The sequence below is a fragment of the Caloranaerobacter sp. TR13 genome (genome assembly GCF_001316435.1).
GTDB lineage: Bacteria > Bacillota > Clostridia > Tissierellales > Thermohalobacteraceae > Caloranaerobacter.
In genome coordinates this window covers 1-18,397 of record NZ_JXLL01000011.1, presented here as the reverse complement: position 1 = coordinate 18,397, position 18,397 = coordinate 1, and the positions used below count along the sequence as shown (strand labels likewise).

The following is an 18,397-nucleotide window of genomic DNA, read 5'->3' as shown; positions in this document are numbered from 1 at the left end:
CTTAGGTACTGGGTGCTAGGCTAAATTTGTCAATAACCTGTTTATATAATACTATTATCAAAATTTAATTTTATGCTTTTTTTTAATACACATAATAAATTATAACTTTTTATACTTTGTAGGACTGGTATATGATAAAATAGTATTGTCATTATTTTTTAGGGGGGACTGAAATGAAGAAAAAAGTTGCAGTTATTTTTACAGGCGGTACTATTTCAATGAAAATTGATCCTCGTATTGATGCTGCAATCCCTGCATTATCAAGCGAAGAAATTTTAGCTATGGTTACAAATATTGAAAAATTTGCTGAAGTTGAAATTATAAACTTCGCTAAACTTCCAGGACCACATATGACTCCATATAAAATGATGGAATTAGCAAAATTAGTTAAAGAAACAATTAAAAGAAAAGATATAACAGGCGTTGTAGTAACTCATGGGACAGATACTTTAGAAGAAACTGCATATTTACTGGACTTAACAATAAAGTCTGAAAAACCAATCATAGTTGTTGGAGCCATGAGAAATGGTTCTGAATTAGGTTACGATGGACCAAGTAACTTATCTGCTTCAATATGTACAGCTATATCTGAAGAAGCTAAAGGCAGAGGCGTTCTTGTAGTCATGAATAATGAAGTCAATGCTGCAAGTGAAGTAACAAAAACAAACACTCTTTCATTGAACACTTTTAAATCACCAGAGTTTGGACCTTTAGGAATTGTAGATAATGACGAAGTAATATTCTATAGGGATATATTAAATCACGAACATATTGAAACTGATTCAATCGAACCCAAAGTAGCTTTAATAAAATGTGCTGCTGGTATGGACGATGATATTATTAACTTTTGTATTGAAACGGGTTATAAAGGGATAATTATTGAAGCTTTAGGTAGAGGAAATGTTCCACCAAATATGGTAGAAGGTATTAAGAAAGCCATAGAAAACGATATCCCAGTTGTTATTGTATCAAGATGTCCAACTGGTAGAGTTTTAGATACTTATGGATATCCTGGTGCTGGTAAAACACTTAGACAATTAGGTGCTATATTTGGAAGCAACCTTCCAGGTCAAAAAGCTAGAATTAAGCTAATGTTAGCTTTAAGCGTAACTAAAGATATAAATAAAATAAAAGAAATATTTGAAAAAGACATATATAAATAGGGCATTTGATGCCCTATTTCATTTTTATTATTCTAAGTCTATTTATAGCAGCCGCAACCTCATAAGGACGAGGTATGGCCATATTGCCAGCAGGACTTCCTGTATAAGGAGAAATAACATCTAGACCCTTTTCTTCAATATCTTTATATAGCTTTTTAATAATATCTGTTAAAGTAGTTTTATCATTTATATACTTTTTCTTAATATACATAATAGTATTTGCTATTGCCTCGGTCTGGCTTGAATCTACAAGCTGTTCAATAAAAGATAAATCTATTAAAGTCTTACCATACATAATTTTGTCTATTCCCTTTGCTTTAATTTTTTGTTTTCCATTTATCTCTAAACTTTTTTTGATTGGAATTCTATTTTTTATTTTCCCAAAATCATCGTTTGCTTCTATATTTCTTAAACTCCTATACTCCTCGCTAATCTTTTTTGCTTTATAAGTTACATCCTTAGGTTCATAATTTTCCATCATAATTACATAATCTGCAACATCAAAATAATCACCTGAACCTCCAACTACTATTATTGTAGAAATATCCATCTTCTCGTATAATTGTCTGACTCTATCAATAAAAGGAGTTATAGGTTCTTTTTCCTTCGAAACTAAGTTTTGCATTCTTCCATCTCTTATCATAAAATTAGTTGCACTAGTATCTTCATCTAATAATAACAAACTAGTTCCCACTTCTAATGCTTCCATTATATTAGCAGCCTGAGAAGTGCTTCCACTAGCATTTTCAGTTGTAAAATCTTCTGTTGTCAAACCAAAAGGTAAATTACTAATAAATGGTGATATGTCCACATTTTCAACTTTTCTTCCGTCTTCAGCTCTAATTTTAACAGCATCTTCTATTGTAAGTACAAATTCTCTTCCATCTCCTGGTATATGATTATATACTCCTCTTTCAATAGCTTTTAATAAAGTAGATTTCCCATGATAACCTCCTCCAACAATTAATGTTACACCACGTTTTATTCCCATTCCCTTAATATGACCCCTATTTGGTAAATTAAACTCTACTTCTAAAGATTCTGGAGACCTGAAAGGTATAACTTTTCTACCCTTCATAGGTCTATCACTTATACCACTTTCTCTTGGTAGGATTGAATCATTAGCTATAAAGGTTATCAGTCCTCTTTTTCTCATTTCTTCTCTCAAAAATATTTGATCTTCTATAAGATTTACATATTCAACCATCAAAGTTTTATTAAAATTATCATATATTAAAGAATTTTCAACTATTTTGGGTATCTCATTAAATAACATTTCAATTGCAATTTTCCCAAGTATTTTTCTTCCCCTGGCAGGAAGTCCAACAAAAAACCTTATTTCTATGTAGTTTCCATGTACATTAGCTGCTGTTCTTTCTAATATTTCCTGACCTCCTACATCTATGTATATGAGACCACTCTTTCCAGTTCCCCTAATACCTTTTGAACTGCTCTTGATTTCTTTATGAAAGCTTCTTATTAAAAAATCTTCTAAAGCTATTTTTTTATATTTAGTATCAAAATATTTCTTTGGTATCTTAGCTTTTTCAATAGGAATTCTTACTCTCATTCTACTCGGTGAAGCAAATGGATCTCCTTGAACATAATCTATATAAAGTATAAAATCACTAAAATCATATTCACCTTGTATTTCTTTATATAATTTATATCCTTTATTATCTAATTGGTTTAACTTTTTTCTTAAGAACTCCTTATTCTTCATGTAAACTCCTCCCACTTTATTCTGTAAAAAAAAGAGGACTTTAGCCTCTAATCTATAATATCAATTATTTCTATGTCTTTCATTTTCATTAAATCAATAAAAGTATTTTCCACTTTTACAACTGGTCTAGTAGGAATATTTTTATTTACATATACGATTTCACCTATGAAACCATTACTTAATTTAACTAAATTGCCTATATAGAACTTCGAAATATTATCTAGAAAAACAGTAGAAATTCGTGCATCTAAAACTCCAAATCTATTTTCAGCAATAAGTTCAGCTACTTTAAATGGTGATTTTTTATCTTTATATATTCTTCTTGAAGTCATTGCATCAAAAATATCACAAATTGCAATTATTTTACCAAACTCATGTATATTATCTGACTTAAGTTTTAAAGGATATCCACTACCATCTTCTCTTTCATGATGCTGCAAAGCTCCAAAAGCTGTACTTTGACTAATACCTATAGTCTCTCTAAGGATATTATATCCAAATATAGTATGTTTTTTTACAATATTGAACTCCATTTCGCTTAATCTACTAGGTTTTTCTATTATATCTTTCGATATCTTCAACTTACCAATATCATGGAACAAACCTGAAACCGCTAATTGTTTTAGTTCTATCTCTGTATACCCTAACCATTTACCTAACATAGTTGATAACATACAAACATTTAAAGAATGTTGAAAAGTATAATCATCACTCTGTTCAATTTGTCTCAGTCTACCTAATATATTGTTGCTATTAGTTATCTCATCTATAATATCGTCTACTTCATCACTTATTTCTGAAACTATAATTTTTTTTCCTAACTTTATATCTTTTAAAATTTTCTTTGTTTTATCTGCCAAATTATCATATTTATTAATAAATGATTTCTGTTTATTTTTATTAACTTCTTTTATTTCTCCAGTTATTTCAAGAACATTTATATAACTTATATTCATATTTTTTAAATGGAGTATATTTTTCTTATTTAAAACAATTCCACTTTTTAGTAATATATTACCAGTGTCTAAATCTTCAACATCCTCAATTAAGACCATCCCTGGTGTAACTTCATCAATTTTTATAATACCCATACTATCCCCCACTTTTAATTGAAATAACATTGAGTAAATACCTTATTTATATCTTCTATATAATTACTGTAAACCCTTCAACCTTTCATCGTATTTTCTTGAGTTTTAAATAACCTATCAAGTATTTTAGCTACTGCTATTGTTAAAATTATAGCTGTAATTAATCTAAAGCCTAAGAGTAACCATCCATTAGCACCAATTGCTACGAATAGTAAAGTATCTTCAAAAACTGAATGACAAGAAACTAAAAAAATCATAAGTAAATACAAATCTTTTTTCTTTAACTGACCTTCTTTCGCAGATTTTATTATTACACCTGCCCCATATGCTAAACCAAATATCAAACCTATCAACAAAGGAAAAATAGAATTTTTTGATACTCCTAAAAATCTTGCTACTGGTTTCAATAAATCAGATAACTTATCAAGAAATTTAATATCTTTCAATATCTCCATGAGTATCATCAAAGGTATTATTACCTTAGCAATAGTAATTATTGAATTAATACTACCATTAACTGCTTCCTTAAATATCAAAATTAAGTCCAGTTTAACCCCCTCCTAAATTACCAAGTTTAATATAATCCCAGATAATATAGCTAAAGTCAATCTTAACAAAACTACTCCTAAAGCACTAATTCCGATTTTTTTTGCTACAGCAGTTTCCATAAATAGACTGTGAGAAAAAGAAAGCATTACCGCTATTATTGTATATTGTTTAGCTGTTAATGTTAAAGTAGATACAGCACCTAAAGCTGCATATAGATTTAATACATTCCCTAAAACTAATACTATAGCTGCTTCTCCAGGTAATCCCAAAATATTCATAAAAGGCGAAAAAAGATTAGCAATCCAATCTATAATAGGTGTGTATTTAAGAAATGTTATAATAAAATAAACAGCTATAATGATTTTTGAAAGAAAAAACATTGTCTGTAAACCACTTTTCAAACCATTAAATAAAGTATTTTTTATATGCCCTATAGCTCTTTTTTCCATAATAACTCCCTTTCATCAGTTTCATAATTTACTGATTTTTATTATATCATAACTTAGAATTTTACAAAAAAACCTGAGTTTTTTCAACTCAGGTTACGCTAATCTCTGTAAATTAATATCTGATAGATTCGTCCATTTTCCACATTTATCTCCCCATCTAGCTATCACTTTATCTTCAGCCAATATTTGAATAACTTCACACATATTCGCACAATCGTTACATTCAAACCCTTTAACTTTATAGTCAGTATCAGCAACTTCAAACCCTTTAAACTTTGATACTTCTTTGGACTTGACTTCTTCCCTAGCCAATATTGCCGATCCAATCGCCCCCATTACATCATAATGATTTGGTACATATACTTCCATATCAAGAGCTCTTTCAAAAGCCCTTTTTATTCCTACATTTGCTGCTACTCCTCCTTGAAATACAACTGGAGCAAGTATTTCCTTACCTTTCCCTACATTGCTTAGATAATTTCTTACTAAAGCCTCACATAAACCATTTATAATATCTTCTTGATTATGTCCTAATTGCTGCTTATGGATCATATCTGATTCTGCAAATACTGCACATCTTCCAGCAATTCTAATAGGGTTATTTGATTTCAAAGCTAGTTCACCAAATTCTTTTATATCTATTCCCAGTCTAGCAGCTTGCCTATCCAAAAATGAACCAGTACCAGCTGCACATACTGTATTCATAGCAAAATCAGTTACTATACCATCTCTCAAAATAATTATTTTAGAATCCTGTCCTCCTATCTCCAATATTGTTTTCACATCAGGTACAAAATTTAATGCTGCTACTGCATGCGCTGTAATTTCATTTTTCACAATATCAGCACCTATTAATATGCTTGATAAATACCTTCCGCTCCCGGTTGTACCTACACCCTTTATTTCTATTTCACCAATTTCTTCTTTTATTTCTTTTAAACCAGACTGAATAGCTTTTATTGGTCTTCCTTTAGTTCTTATATATTTTTTTACTATAACATCATTATTTTCATCTATAATAACAATATTTGTACTTACAGAACCTACATCAACTCCTAGATAATACTCTTTCAAATTTCCTTTCCTCCTTTCTTCTTTTTAACAGATCAACAAACGCTTCTAGCCTTGTAACATAACCTGCTTCCCCAGTTAACTCATCTACTATTAAAGTCAATATTGGAATATCATAATCCTTTGCAACAGTTTTAAGTATTGTTTCAGCTACTATTTCTGGCATGCAAGTAAATGGCAAAAGTTGTATAACGCCATCATATCCTTTTTCTGCATACATAATTGCACTTCCAACAGTCTCTCTTCCATGCCCACCAACTAGAGTTCTTATGTAAGGCTTTGCTGCCTTCCAAGCCTTCCTTTCTTCACTTAACCCTAAATGACCAAGTGTAAGATTATGCTCTACCCATCTAGATGGAGTTAAAAACTTATCTACCAAAACTCCCATATGGCCAAGTTTTCTCTCAATATCTAAATTAACATACGGCTCAATAACAGTATATATTTCGCCTACTATTCCAACTTTTAATGGACGTTTCGTATTATCAACCTCTATTTTTTCAAGTTCTTTAAAAATTCTTTTTATCAACTTTTTAGTCTCTATGACTCCTTTTACTTTAAGAACACCTTCACTAAACTTTTGCATAATTTTATCTACTTCATAACTATTCACAGCATACGCACGTTTTTTATTTGAAAATTGAAATAATCTATCTACTTCTTTTAGTATAATTCTTCCCCTATTAAAACTTTTTAATATTTTAATTGGATTATTGGTATTTACTGCTTTTGTAATTCTATTTATAAATTCTTTATAATTACCATCTGGAGGATCAAATACTATAATATCTATATCATAGCCCAAATCTTTTAAAATCTCTTTTTCAATTACTGAATAAAACCCAAATCTACAAGGACCACAACTACCAGTTATTAATATTGTATCTGCTCCTCTCTCTATACTCTCAATATAATTACCTATATTAATTTTTAAAGGTAAACAAATTGATTCTGGTGAGTACTTGGTACCTAATTCAAGTGTACGCTTGCTACATTTTGGTGGTACAATCACTTCTAGTCCTAAATCTTCAAGCATTGCTTTAACTGCGATGTAAGTATTACCCATGTGTGGAAATGTTATTTTCATTACTGTCCCTCCATATAATCATATCTACAAACGCCTCTAGTCTTGTGTTAACTCCAGCCTCTCCTGAATGCTCATCAAGAGTTACTAATGTAAATGGAACCTTAAATTTTTTTGCCTTTCTATAAACCAAATCAATCAATACAGAATCTAAGCCACAACCGAATGAAGAGATATATATTATCCCATCAACTGCATTTTCCTCAATTAAATAAAAAGCAGCACCTACTATCTTTCTGCCAAAACTCCAAAACATTCTTTTAGGTAATTTTGATGCATAATAATTTATCTTATCTATACTTACAGTATCTGGAGTTATCACTTTCATATTATCTTTCTGTAGTTTTTCAATAAGTTTCATGCTTAAAAATTCATCATATAAATTATAAGAATGCCCTAAAACAAGAATTTTATATTTACTATTTTTTAACGTTGTAATGCTATTAATATATTTATTGTAAACTTTAATTGCTTCAATAGGTATTACTCCATTAGCTAACAATTTTTTATATTCATTAAATCTATTAATAGCTTTATTAAAAGCTAAGTCTATCTTTTTATTATTAGATGTGAAATAATTACCAATTTCTATTACTGACTTGTGTAAATTAGAATTTGATTTTATTAAATTAATCTCAACATCTATTATTGTTGGTAAATCATCAATCGAATTCTTTACCATTTCCGGTAATCCTAATAATTTAGGGCATAAATACTCTTTTTTGCAAACACTAATAAACTTAGGTATAAACAAATAATCAACTTTATTCTTAAGCTGCTCTACATGACCATGAAATACTTTTACAGGCAAACATGCTTCATCAACACAACTAGATACTCCAGCATTTAATATAGATTTATTTGTACTTGAAGATAATACTATTTCTGCTCCTAATTCAGTAAAAAACTCTTTCCATAACGGATAATATTCATAGTAAAGTAATGCCTGTGGTATACCAACTTTACAAGACATAAAACACCTCCTATCCAACTATTATTATGGTCAAATACAGTTATAAATAAACATAAAATAAGTTTGAACAAAATCTTCAATTAAAATAAATTAAGGTATATTTTGCCTATATCCATAAATGGAAATTATATTTAGAATTATCCACAATTTAATGAAGTATATAATTTCCTTATGGATTATAAAAAAGACTCCTTAATCGGAGTCTTTTTTAAAGCTTGTTTTTCGTTCATAACTTAACATTAATTGTGCAATATTATATAAAGCTAATTGTAAATCCTTTTTGGAGATATTTAATCCAAGTGAGTTTTGCAGATATTCAAAAAACTCTTCGATACTACTGAATTGTTCATTTAAAGTACTTAACAGTCTTCTCATTCTAACCTTTCTATAAATATTTGTCATATCCATTAAATTTCGATCTATATATTGAATAAAACTATCAACTGCTTGTTCCAGATAATCATTAGATACAATTTTAAAATCATCCATATTTAATGCTTTAACTTTCTCATAACCTGGATCCTTTAAGTAAGAAAAAACTTCTATCATTTCAAAATAAAGGGTATTTAAATAATCTTCATATTCCTCATTCATCAGTTTTTTATCAGCTTCTTCTATCAATTTAGCCGATTCATTTAAAGAAGTAATTATATTGTCAACTTCTTCTTGGCAAATCGATAATAACTCTTGGCTTCTTTCTAAATTTTTTTCATTCATTATTTCTTTAAGTTGTTTTATTATTTTTTTAATACTTTCTCTATCTAAATCTTTAGTTAAATAATTTTTAGTCTTTTCAATAACTATAAACTTATTTATTATTACTCCAAGTTTGCTTAATATTGTCGTTAAATCATATATTTCCAAAAGTAATTTTGAAATTTCGTCTTTTAATGCTTTAACTTCTTTTAAATCAGCTAATTTAAAATCAAATTTTTTATAACCTTGTGCTTTTGTAAAGTAATGATCAAAGCTTTTTCCATATTGTAAGCTTAATGAACCATTAAATATACTCTTTAGTTCTTCTATATAATCATTGACGCTGCTTTCGCTAAAATCCTTTAAATAACTTAATAATGCAGTTCTTACAATATCATAAAATTTATGCTTAGACATTCTAAAAGGCACTAAACGTATAATTTCAGAAATTTTTTCCTGTAATGTGTTTTTATCTGTTGCTAAGAATTTAAATACATCATTATAAAACCTTTCAAAATTTACTGTCATATTCGCATAGTCATTATTATCTTCTATCAATTTTTTACTTATTAATTCATTAGCTATTTCTAAAGAATATGACATTTCAGTAGCATAACTATTTAAACATTTTATTAAATCAACAATATTATCTTTTAAATTTGTAAAATACTCTTCACCTAAATTATCCTCAATATCACTTAGACCTAATATTATTTCTATACTTAATGCTTTGTCATTAATCTTCTTAAAAAAATCTAAAATATCTTCTCCTTCTTTTTCAAGATTTTTAAATAATTCCTGTTTCTCATCTATATATCTATTAATCAATATTATATCTCTAACTATATCATAAAAAGCTATAATACCAGCATCTTTCAAGAAATTAATATATAAATTTTGTAAATACTTTTCTGTTTGAGCATCCTTTTTTATATCTTTCACATTCTTTCTCCTTTCATTTATGCTATGTTTATAGTTTAACTATATATTTAATTCATTTCAAGAAAAAAAGCAGCATAAATGCTGCTTATAAATCATAATACAACCTATATTCCATAGGATGAGGAATAATATTTATTTTCTTTGCTTCTTCTCTAATTCTTTTTATATGATCATTTATAAGCTCTTCAGTAAAAACACCACCTGCAAGTAAAAACTCATGATCTTTTTCTAATGCATCAGCTGCTTCATCTAATGATTTTGGTAAGCTCTTAATTTTCTTTCTTTGTTCCTCAGATAAATCAAAAATATTTACATCATAAGGTCCATAACCTTCCTTTACAGGGTCTATTTTATTTATTATTCCATCAATACCTGCTAATAAAAGTGCAGAAAAAGCCAAATATGGATTAGCAGTTGCATCTGAAGGTCTAAATTCAAATCTCTTTTTCTCTGGTTTTTTAGCATAACCTGGTATCCTTATTACTGAACTTCTATTCGCAGTAGCAAAACATATACTAACAGGTGCTTCATATCCAGGAACTAACCTTTTATAAGAATTTGTGCTAGGGTTTGTAAATGCAAGTATTGCTGAAGCATGTCTTAAAATACCTCCAATATAATATAAAGCTATATCACTTAATCCGGAATATCCTTTCTCATCATAGAAAATTGGTTTACCTTCTTTAAAAAGTTGCATATGTACATGCATTCCACTTCCAGCTTCTCCATACAAAGGTTTTGGCATAAAAGTAACAGTCTTACCTTCTTGCATAGCTAAATTCTTAACAACATATTTTAAAATCAAAGTTTTGTCTGCCATTTCTTTTAGTCTACCAAATTGAGTTTCTATTTCTACTTGGCCTGATCCTCCAACCTCATGATGATGATATTTAACTGGTATACCTAATTCTTCTAATTGTCTAGTGATTTTAGACCTTAAATCATTAGTAACATCTTTTGGTAAATCTACATGATAACCTTTTTGAAACTCCACTTTATATCCTAAATTTTGATAATCTTTATTGCCATTATTCCAATATGCTTGTTCAGTATCTATATATATCTCTTGATGATTACTTTTGTTAATAAATGATATATGATCAAATACATAAAATTCAAATTCGGGTCCAATAATATTTTCATCTGCAATTCCTGTTTCTTTTAAGTATTTTTCTGCCTTTTCGGCAATATATCTAGGATCTGACTGAAATCTTTCGCTTTTATCTGTAATTTGATATATATCAGCAATCATACTTAATGTTGGTACTTCACAAAAAGGATCTACAAAGGCTGTCCTAATATCAGGTTTGAAAATCATATCTGATTTTTCAACGCTTAAAAAACCATAGCTTGACCCATCAAAACCTATACCATCTTCTAATATCTTTTCATCAAATCTTTCTACTGGTATCGACAAATGATGCCATCTTCCTGCTAAATCTACTACTTTAAAGTCAACTATTTTTATCCCTTCTTTTTCGCAAAAACTAATTACCTGGCTAATATCTTCAAACATAAAAATCACCTCTTGTAGAATTTTCTGTAATTTTATAATATTTCAAAGTTTCTGTAATGTCAAATAAGATTTATTAGAGAACAGGAGGCAGCTAACAGGCAATAGTTTATTTTGGTTTTAGTCATTGGCCCTTTGCTATTCGTTATTCGTCTTTTTGTTTATCTTTGCAAAAAAGAAAAAGTGGCCAAAGGCCACATTAGTTAGCTAAAAGCTCATTAATAGCTTCATTTACATAATAAATCTTTTCAAAATCATTTATTTTATTCATATTAACCCATTCATATTCACTATGTTCATCATTTAATTTAATATCTCCACCTTGATAATCACATAAAAACACTACAGTAATATACTGTTTAGTTTTTGTTTCATTAATACCTGAACTAATACTTAATGGTCTTATAACTTTAACCTTTAACGAAGTTTCCTCAAAGATTTCCCTTTCTAAGCTTTCTCTAGGAAACTCTCCAAATTCTAATTTCCCTCCAGGAATATCCCATAATCCACTTCCGAATGAACCATCTTTTCGTTTCAATAATAGGACTTCTTCTCCTTTTCTGATAAGTGCTTTGGTAAGTACTCTAAACATACAATCTTCCTTTCAATATTTGTATATTTCTATTGCTGAATTATTTTAGAATAGTATTCAGACTGAGACATAAGAAGCTTCTTAATTGCTCCAATAAACTCCTTATCATACATATTCTTATTTGAAAGATAATGTCTATTTGTCTTCACAACTTCCCAACCGTCTCTTAAAATAGACTCTGCATTCTCAAATTCATTCATTTTATATTGTAAATAAGCTTTATTCATTATGAAACATTTTAAAATATCTATATCATCCTTTGGTAAATCTTGTTCGTATATTTCTATTGCCTTTTCATAATCATTGTTATTAACATATACTTTTGATTTTATGAATTGTATATTTAACTTAGTTATATTTTCTTCTGCAGCAGCATACCACTTATCTAAACTGCTTACCAATTTATCAATTTCAATATTATAATTCAAACATTCTTTAAATATTAATAAAGATTCAATATCATCAATATCATCTCTTAATTGATAGTTATCTAAAAGCTCAACAATTAAATTTTCCTTCTCATCATTACTTATATTATCAAACTTAATCAAATAATAATTAATTCCAACAATATTAAAGTAATCTGCTTCTTTAAGGTCTCTAAGTGCCTTAATTGGATCTTTAAGATACAAATGCTGCTCCTCAAAAGGTATATAACCCATTAAATTAATATATTCTAACGTTGAAACAGCTTTTTTATACAAAATATCTTGCTCATCTAATTCTCTATTATAATAATCCCCGAACAAACTAAAATTATCTTCCAAAGTATAATCAACAAATTGTATATTATCTAAATATTTTCCACTTAAATAATCCATATCATAATATATTCTCTTAATTAAAGTTGCTGACTCAGCCCTTGTTATGTTCCTATAAGGCCTAAATGTACTATCTTCATAACCTTTAATTATACCATTATTTACTAAGTTTTTAATTATATCAAAGTATTTATAATTTTGATCAATATCCTTAAATTCCTTAGTATTTTCATCTATTGGTAATGTAGTAAAAAAACTAGATAAAATTGTAGCTTCTTCCCTAGTGATATATTTATTAGGCTCAAATTTATTTCCAGGGAAAATATCTTTAAATTTCATACCAATACTATATTTATCAATAAACTCTGCTATTGATAAAATCTCTTTGTAAGCCCAGAAATTGCTATCTAAGTCATCATATTGTAAAGTATATTTATTATTTTCTTTAGCAATATTATTGGTGTTATCAACATTATCATCCGCTAAAACGATTTTACTTTCATCAACTTGATTGTTAGTATTTGTATTATCAATACTTTCTTTTGCTACATCATATCCATTTTTCTCTTCATTTATATTATTATTACTAATTATTTTCTTTTGTATTGCTGCTCTATATAGTATAGTAATAAATTCAGCTCTAGTAATACTATCATCTGGTCTGAAAGTACCATCAGGATAACCATTAAAAAGGTTGGCTTCATTGGTCGCCCATAATATCGTATATTCTGCCCAGTGACCAAAAACATCTAAATAGAAAGTTTCAGCCATTACAACATTATAATTTACAAAAAATAAAGTTATAATCAGTATAAATAAAGTCGCTTTGATTTTCTTCATATTAACCCCCCTTTTTCAGCCAACCTGTATCTGCTTTGTCCCCATATTCTTTCTCATATTTATTATAACATATAATCAACCATTACATCTTTGATACTCATCAATTATACCCATAATTAATAAATCTACACCAAATTTCTTAAGAAATTTAAGAAATACATTTTTAAGATCATCTTCATCTAGTATACTAGGATGAACTCCTACTTCCATTCTACTCATTATATCCTCAAGATGCCTACTTAAGTATAAAGTAAAATATCTATATGAAATATCATCTATTAATAATTCATAATTTTTTTGATCGGTTAAATAAGCTATCAACTTTTCTTTTAATTCTACCTCATCAATTTTAAAAATTCTACCTATTACTAACTCTTCTTTCTGGATTATCTTTCCTTTTCTATACATACTCCAAGCTAATCCTAAATTCATTGTACAGTAAAGATTGATTAATCTTGAATCAAAAATAACTCCTTTTTCTTCTAATTTTATTATACTATTTTTAATCAATTGAATAGTTAATTTGATGTCATGTTCACTAAAATTGTTTAATACAAGCATTAGATCATTTTCAAATCTATCAATGCATATTTTCTCAGCTATTTCGGCTTTATACTCTGTTAATTTCAAAATACACATTTTATACGCCCCCTATTGGGTTACATAAGAAAATTGTTTTAAATATTACAATAAATTTTATTCTTAATTATTTTAATTTCATCTGGTTTCAATTTATACAGTGTAAAAAAGTATTCATCAATCTTCTCTATCTCTTTAAATATTTTAGTTTGTAACTTATCAATTTCTTCAGCACTTGATTTGCTTTTTAATAATTTATCAATATCATTATAGTAACTTATTATTTTTTTAACTCTTCCAGAAATAAAATTAATATTTTCTCCTATTTTTATCCTTAATCTCATCAGTTTATTAGGATAAAAATCATATATATTATCCCCTACTTTTTTTGCAACTGTCTTAAAATAGAATTCGAAAATTGATGAGTTTAAAAAAGCTGTTAAATATTCTATTGTAACTTCATTTAAAAATATATCTTTTATTTTTATAATGTAAACATCAGCACTGCAAAATAAATTATCATAATCTATCATAAACCTGCTTGATTCAGATTTAAATGGGAAAATTATTTTAGGTGACTTAAAAACTTCTAAATTCCTCCCCCATTGAAGCTCATACCATTTTCTAATACCTTTTATACATTCTCTACGCTTTTCTAATCTCTTTTTATATGGCAATATATGTTCTAATGTATTAGGATAATCGTCTATATTTTTGATTAAATCAGTATATAATATATATTTATTTACTGCAGTTTTTGTGTATTTCTGTATATAACTGTTCTTTATCCACGGCTTTAAAATGCCACGCTCTAATTTACATTTATTAATTTTTTCTGCATCTACAATAAATGCATCGTCACAACCAGTTATTATGCCTTGATAGCTCTCACAAATATCCTCTAATTTATAGTCTCCTTGAAAGTCTATTTTTTTAAAAATTAATTTTTCTAAAGGATTTATAATTATCCACCCTTTATCATCTAACTCAATAAGTTTTACTTTAAAGTTTTCATAAATACTTTCGTTTGCAATATTAAAATCATCATTTGGATTTAACTTTTTCTTTAACTTGTAAACATTAAACTCTGTATTATTCTTCTTTCCTTTTATACATTTTATTATTAATGGACTTATTCCAATCCCTTTAAAGACTTTATATCCATTAAAGTCAATTAATGACTCTATAGTAAAGCTATCCTTAATAAATTTCCTTAAGAATTTTCCTGATGGAGATTCAATAAAATACCTAGATGTAATCAAAATTAATCTTCCATTTTCCTTTAATAAGTTATATCCTTTTTTTATAAAACAGAATGAAATATCTGCTTTGTCAGAAAACACATCATAATAATAATGTATTAATCTCTGCCTATAAATTTTACTAATTTTTTTATGCCCTATATAAGGGGGATTGCCTATTACTAAATCAAATTTAATATCATTTAAAGGATTTTTATCTGAAAGTATATTCAATAAATTCTGTTCCTCATCTAATAAAATATCTTTCTTATATATATTCAAATTAAAATTATCATCTGTTGTGCCTTTTAATAAAAGCGAAATAGTTGTCATATATACTGCGAACTCGTCAATATCTGTCCCCCAAATGTTATTTTTTAATATAAATTCATGTACACTATTGTCTAACTGCATTTTAACTCCTGGATTTTTGCAAATTATTTTTTCATAATTATTATTTATTATAAATTTAATCTTCTCATAAGCTTCAATTAAAAAATATCCACCGCCACAAGCTGGATCTATCACTTTAAAATAAGGATTTTCAATAATATATTCTTCTTTTATCCCTTCTTCTATCATATATTTTATAATACTCTTTGGCGTATATACCTGTCCCAATTGTTTTCTTTCTTTACTTGTTATAAGCCCTTCATAAAGTTTACCTAATGAAAATTCACACAATTCTTCATTCCCAAGTTTATTTAACAAAGATACTATTTCAGCTTTCTCATTGCTTGTAAGCATTACTTTTTTGTCAAAAGATATTTCAAATTCCTTAAACTTTTCAGGTAGCTTTTCTATAGAATTATTATTTAATATATTATTTAGATCTTTCTCTGTTATTTTTTCAGATTTATAGTATGAAATTGCTAAAATTATTTTACCTATATAATAAAGAATACCCTTTAAATTATTTATGTAACTATCCAGTCCTTCATTCTTATATTTATATAGATACTCTTTAATAATTTTTATTAGTTCTTTTTCATAAGCTTTATTTTTCATCATTCTACCTCCACTTTAAAAAATGAGGCCAAAAGCCTCATTTCTATCTTAATTTTAAGAATTATAATATGTATAAAATACACCATCACAAAAAATTTTTTTAATATTTCTTTTTTCTAAATAAATTTTAACTGTCATACCTCTTTTAATTCTTAAGCTTATAGGTACAGTTATAGGCAGAATTACATTACCTGAAAGTAATTTGAATTTAGTTTTATGTGTATGATTTCTACCTCCAAAGTCAGAAAAATCAGCTCCTAATAAAAGACCTTCTCCTACTCCCATATTTTCTACGGTAATAATCGGATAATCAACTACTTTACCATAAATAGGTATTCCGTTTTCTCCAACATTTGCTTCTATATAATCAATATTTTCCTTTATAATAATATTCTCACCATTTATATCAACATTTTTTCTATCTAATAATAAATATCCATATATTTTACTTTTATCAATTCTAATAAACCTTTCAATGTTACATAACTGCTCTAATAATAATAGTCTAAAAAGTAACTTTTCATTATACTCACCATAGCTTTTGTATTTATTTCCCCAAATATTTAGTAAAATCTCAACTAATTTATCTTCTTTTATTTTGCCTAATATATTTTTACATCCATATAATTCTGCAACATACATTTTAATACTATCAATATCTAAATCAATATCTGACGCTTTTAAATCTGTTATACTAATCATCAGTATATCTGTATCATTTGGAAAGGAAGTTGTAATTACTCCTATATGTTTATTATTAATATCATAAACATCGAATGGCATACTTACTCCCCCTTTGTAATTTGCATACCAAAATTTCTTATACCTATATTATAATATAAAAGTGTAGTTATATCATTATTCTACTTTTTTTATAATCCATAGGAAATTATATGCCTTATTAATTTATGGATAGTTTTAAATATATTTTTTGTTTATGGATATGTACAAAATCTCATTTATAATTTATTTAAATCCAAGATTTTATTCTTATTAATACACTTAATTATTGATTCTTAAGGAGGATTATATGGAGATTATCACAAATTCTTTTCAAGAACAATTGAAAATACCTGATTATTTAAAAGCAATTACATATAATAAAAATTTTTGTTTTTTAGATATTGAAACAACAGGATTTAATCGTAAAAAAGATAAAATCATTTTAATAGGAATAATGTATTTCAAAAATAATGAAATTAGAATTACTCAGTTTTTTGCTAATTCTTTAGAAGAAGAAAAAGAAATTCTAAATGAATTCATAAAATTCATTATTCAATTTGACCTTTTTTTCACATTTAATGGTGATGTATTTGATATACCATTCATTAATAGTAAGCTTAAACAATATGGACTAGAATATTTAATTGAAATGAATAAAAGTATCGACTTATTGAAAGTAGTAAGAAAATATAAAAAAGTTCTAGGTTTAAACAACTGCAAACTAAAAACTGTTGAAAAATATCTTGGGATTAATAGAGAAGATAAGATTTCAGGTGAAGAAAGCGTTAAAATGTATTTCAAATACTTAAAAACAAAAGATGATAAAATTAAAAAAATAATTCTTAAGCATAACTATGAAGACATTTACTATCTACATAAATTACTTAAGATATATGAAACAATAGATAATTTAAGTAATTTAAGCTTAATTATTAACTTTAATAATTATAATATTAACTTCAGTTTTGATTTAAATAATATATCTATTGCAGGAAATAGTTTTACTCTTACAGGTATAACAACTAAATGTACACTACCTAACTATATATACTATGAAGATGGTTTTAAACTTGAATGGATTACAAATGAAGGTAAAATCTATATAACTTTTATTATTAATGTAGGAATGTTAACGGATAACAAAAAATGCTATTATTTAAATAAAAATGATTACTCTTTCAATATTACATCTACCGATAAAACTAACTATTCTATCCCAGAAAACTATATTTTACTAAAAATAGAGGATAAAATAATCAAACAAAACCTGCAAAATATTGTTTGTGAAATACTAACAAATATATTAAAGTAAATATAATCAATTGGTAGTGCACATCTAAAAAAACTCCTATCGTAAATAGTACGATAGGAGTTTTTTGGTGCCCAGAGGCGGAATCGA

At 27.1% G+C, this 18,397-nt stretch carries 16 protein-coding genes; 2 read left to right on the top strand and 14 right to left on the bottom strand.

What is annotated here, in order from left to right; genetic code table 11:
* Positions 1-173: 173 nt before the first annotated feature.
* Positions 174-1,163, top strand: coding sequence for an asparaginase (locus tag TR13x_RS07975; protein ID WP_054871396.1), 990 nt, complete (start codon positions 174-176; stop codon positions 1,161-1,163).
* Positions 1,164-1,176: 13 nt separating this feature from the next.
* On the opposite strand, the gene TR13x_RS07970 is transcribed toward TR13x_RS07975, so the two are convergent.
* From TR13x_RS07970 to TR13x_RS07905, 14 genes are all read right to left on the bottom strand, one after another.
* Entirely contained in the window at positions 1,177-2,886 is a 1,710-nt protein-coding gene (locus TR13x_RS07970) for an ABC-ATPase domain-containing protein (protein ID WP_054871395.1), read from the bottom strand.
* 47 nt (positions 2,887-2,933) lie between these two features.
* Positions 2,934-3,977 (bottom strand): HD-GYP domain-containing protein, encoded by a 1,044-nt coding sequence (locus TR13x_RS07965; protein WP_054871394.1) that lies wholly within the window; start codon positions 3,975-3,977, stop codon positions 2,934-2,936.
* A gap of 77 nt (positions 3,978-4,054) precedes the next feature.
* On the bottom strand, positions 4,055-4,513 hold the full coding sequence (locus TR13x_RS07960; RefSeq protein WP_242851747.1) for a nucleoside recognition domain-containing protein: 459 nt from the start codon (positions 4,511-4,513) through the stop codon (positions 4,055-4,057).
* 24 nt (positions 4,514-4,537) lie between these two features.
* Positions 4,538-4,975 (bottom strand): nucleoside recognition domain-containing protein, encoded by a 438-nt coding sequence (locus TR13x_RS07955; RefSeq protein WP_054871392.1) that lies wholly within the window; start codon positions 4,973-4,975, stop codon positions 4,538-4,540.
* Positions 4,976-5,068: 93 nt separating this feature from the next.
* Positions 5,069-6,049, bottom strand: a complete 981-nt coding sequence (locus TR13x_RS07950; protein WP_054871391.1) for an acyl-CoA dehydratase activase — start codon at positions 6,047-6,049, stop codon at positions 5,069-5,071.
* Complete coding sequence (locus TR13x_RS07945) at positions 6,024-7,133, bottom strand: acyl-CoA dehydratase activase-related protein (protein ID WP_054871390.1); 1,110 nt, start codon at positions 7,131-7,133, stop codon at positions 6,024-6,026. Before TR13x_RS07945 ends, TR13x_RS07950 begins: the two co-directional genes overlap by 26 nt.
* Positions 7,105-8,103: an acyl-CoA dehydratase activase-related protein gene (locus tag TR13x_RS07940; RefSeq protein WP_054871389.1), complete on the bottom strand. Its 999-nt coding sequence runs from the start codon at positions 8,101-8,103 to the stop codon at positions 7,105-7,107. The genes TR13x_RS07945 and TR13x_RS07940 overlap by 29 nt, the downstream gene beginning before the upstream one ends.
* A gap of 192 nt (positions 8,104-8,295) precedes the next feature.
* Entirely contained in the window at positions 8,296-9,741 is a 1,446-nt protein-coding gene (locus TR13x_RS07935; protein ID WP_054871388.1) for a hypothetical protein, read from the bottom strand.
* An 85-nt stretch (positions 9,742-9,826) separates the two neighbouring features.
* A complete protein-coding gene (glnA, locus tag TR13x_RS07930) occupies positions 9,827-11,257 on the bottom strand; it encodes a type I glutamate--ammonia ligase (protein WP_054871387.1) in 1,431 nt (476 codons plus the stop codon).
* 196 nt (positions 11,258-11,453) lie between these two features.
* Positions 11,454-11,846 carry an NUDIX domain-containing protein gene (locus tag TR13x_RS07925; RefSeq protein ID WP_054871386.1) on the bottom strand — a complete coding sequence of 131 codons (393 nt, stop codon included), beginning with the start codon at positions 11,844-11,846 and terminating at the stop codon, positions 11,454-11,456.
* A 29-nt stretch (positions 11,847-11,875) separates the two neighbouring features.
* Positions 11,876-13,447 carry an S-layer homology domain-containing protein gene (locus TR13x_RS07920; protein ID WP_054871385.1) on the bottom strand — a complete coding sequence of 524 codons (1,572 nt, stop codon included), beginning with the start codon at positions 13,445-13,447 and terminating at the stop codon, positions 11,876-11,878.
* A 75-nt stretch (positions 13,448-13,522) separates the two neighbouring features.
* Positions 13,523-14,086, bottom strand: coding sequence for a hypothetical protein (locus TR13x_RS07915; RefSeq protein WP_054871384.1), 564 nt, complete (start codon positions 14,084-14,086; stop codon positions 13,523-13,525).
* A 38-nt stretch (positions 14,087-14,124) separates the two neighbouring features.
* On the bottom strand, positions 14,125-16,275 hold the full coding sequence (locus tag TR13x_RS07910; RefSeq protein WP_242851746.1) for an Eco57I restriction-modification methylase domain-containing protein: 2,151 nt from the start codon (positions 16,273-16,275) through the stop codon (positions 14,125-14,127).
* Between the two features lie 54 nt (positions 16,276-16,329).
* Positions 16,330-17,058, bottom strand: a complete 729-nt coding sequence (locus tag TR13x_RS07905; RefSeq protein WP_054871383.1) for a hypothetical protein — start codon at positions 17,056-17,058, stop codon at positions 16,330-16,332.
* Between the two features lie 247 nt (positions 17,059-17,305).
* On the opposite strand from TR13x_RS07905, the gene TR13x_RS07900 reads away from it, so the two are divergent.
* Positions 17,306-18,310 (top strand): ribonuclease H-like domain-containing protein, encoded by a 1,005-nt coding sequence (locus TR13x_RS07900; protein ID WP_054871382.1) that lies wholly within the window; start codon positions 17,306-17,308, stop codon positions 18,308-18,310.
* Positions 18,311-18,397: the final 87 nt, after the last annotated feature.

Coding starts and splice junctions, on each gene's coding strand:
- TR13x_RS07975 (WP_054871396.1), top strand. CDS start 174: ATGAAGAAAAAAGTTGCAGTTATTTTTACAGGCGGTACTATTTCAATG.
- TR13x_RS07970 (WP_054871395.1), bottom strand. CDS start 2,886: ATGAAGAATAAGGAGTTCTTAAGAAAAAAGTTAAACCAATTAGATAAT.
- TR13x_RS07965 (WP_054871394.1), bottom strand. CDS start 3,977: ATGGGTATTATAAAAATTGATGAAGTTACACCAGGGATGGTCTTAATT.
- TR13x_RS07955 (WP_054871392.1), bottom strand. CDS start 4,975: ATGGAAAAAAGAGCTATAGGGCATATAAAAAATACTTTATTTAATGGT.
- TR13x_RS07945 (WP_054871390.1), bottom strand. CDS start 7,133: ATGAAAATAACATTTCCACACATGGGTAATACTTACATCGCAGTTAAA.
- TR13x_RS07940 (WP_054871389.1), bottom strand. CDS start 8,103: ATGTCTTGTAAAGTTGGTATACCACAGGCATTACTTTACTATGAATAT.
- glnA (WP_054871387.1), bottom strand. CDS start 11,257: ATGTTTGAAGATATTAGCCAGGTAATTAGTTTTTGCGAAAAAGAAGGG.
- TR13x_RS07925 (WP_054871386.1), bottom strand. CDS start 11,846: ATGTTTAGAGTACTTACCAAAGCACTTATCAGAAAAGGAGAAGAAGTC.
- TR13x_RS07920 (WP_054871385.1), bottom strand. CDS start 13,447: ATGAAGAAAATCAAAGCGACTTTATTTATACTGATTATAACTTTATTT.
- TR13x_RS07915 (WP_054871384.1), bottom strand. CDS start 14,086: ATGTGTATTTTGAAATTAACAGAGTATAAAGCCGAAATAGCTGAGAAA.
- TR13x_RS07910 (WP_242851746.1), bottom strand. CDS start 16,275: ATGAAAAATAAAGCTTATGAAAAAGAACTAATAAAAATTATTAAAGAG.
- TR13x_RS07905 (WP_054871383.1), bottom strand. CDS start 17,058: ATGCCATTCGATGTTTATGATATTAATAATAAACATATAGGAGTAATT.
- TR13x_RS07900 (WP_054871382.1), top strand. CDS start 17,306: ATGGAGATTATCACAAATTCTTTTCAAGAACAATTGAAAATACCTGAT.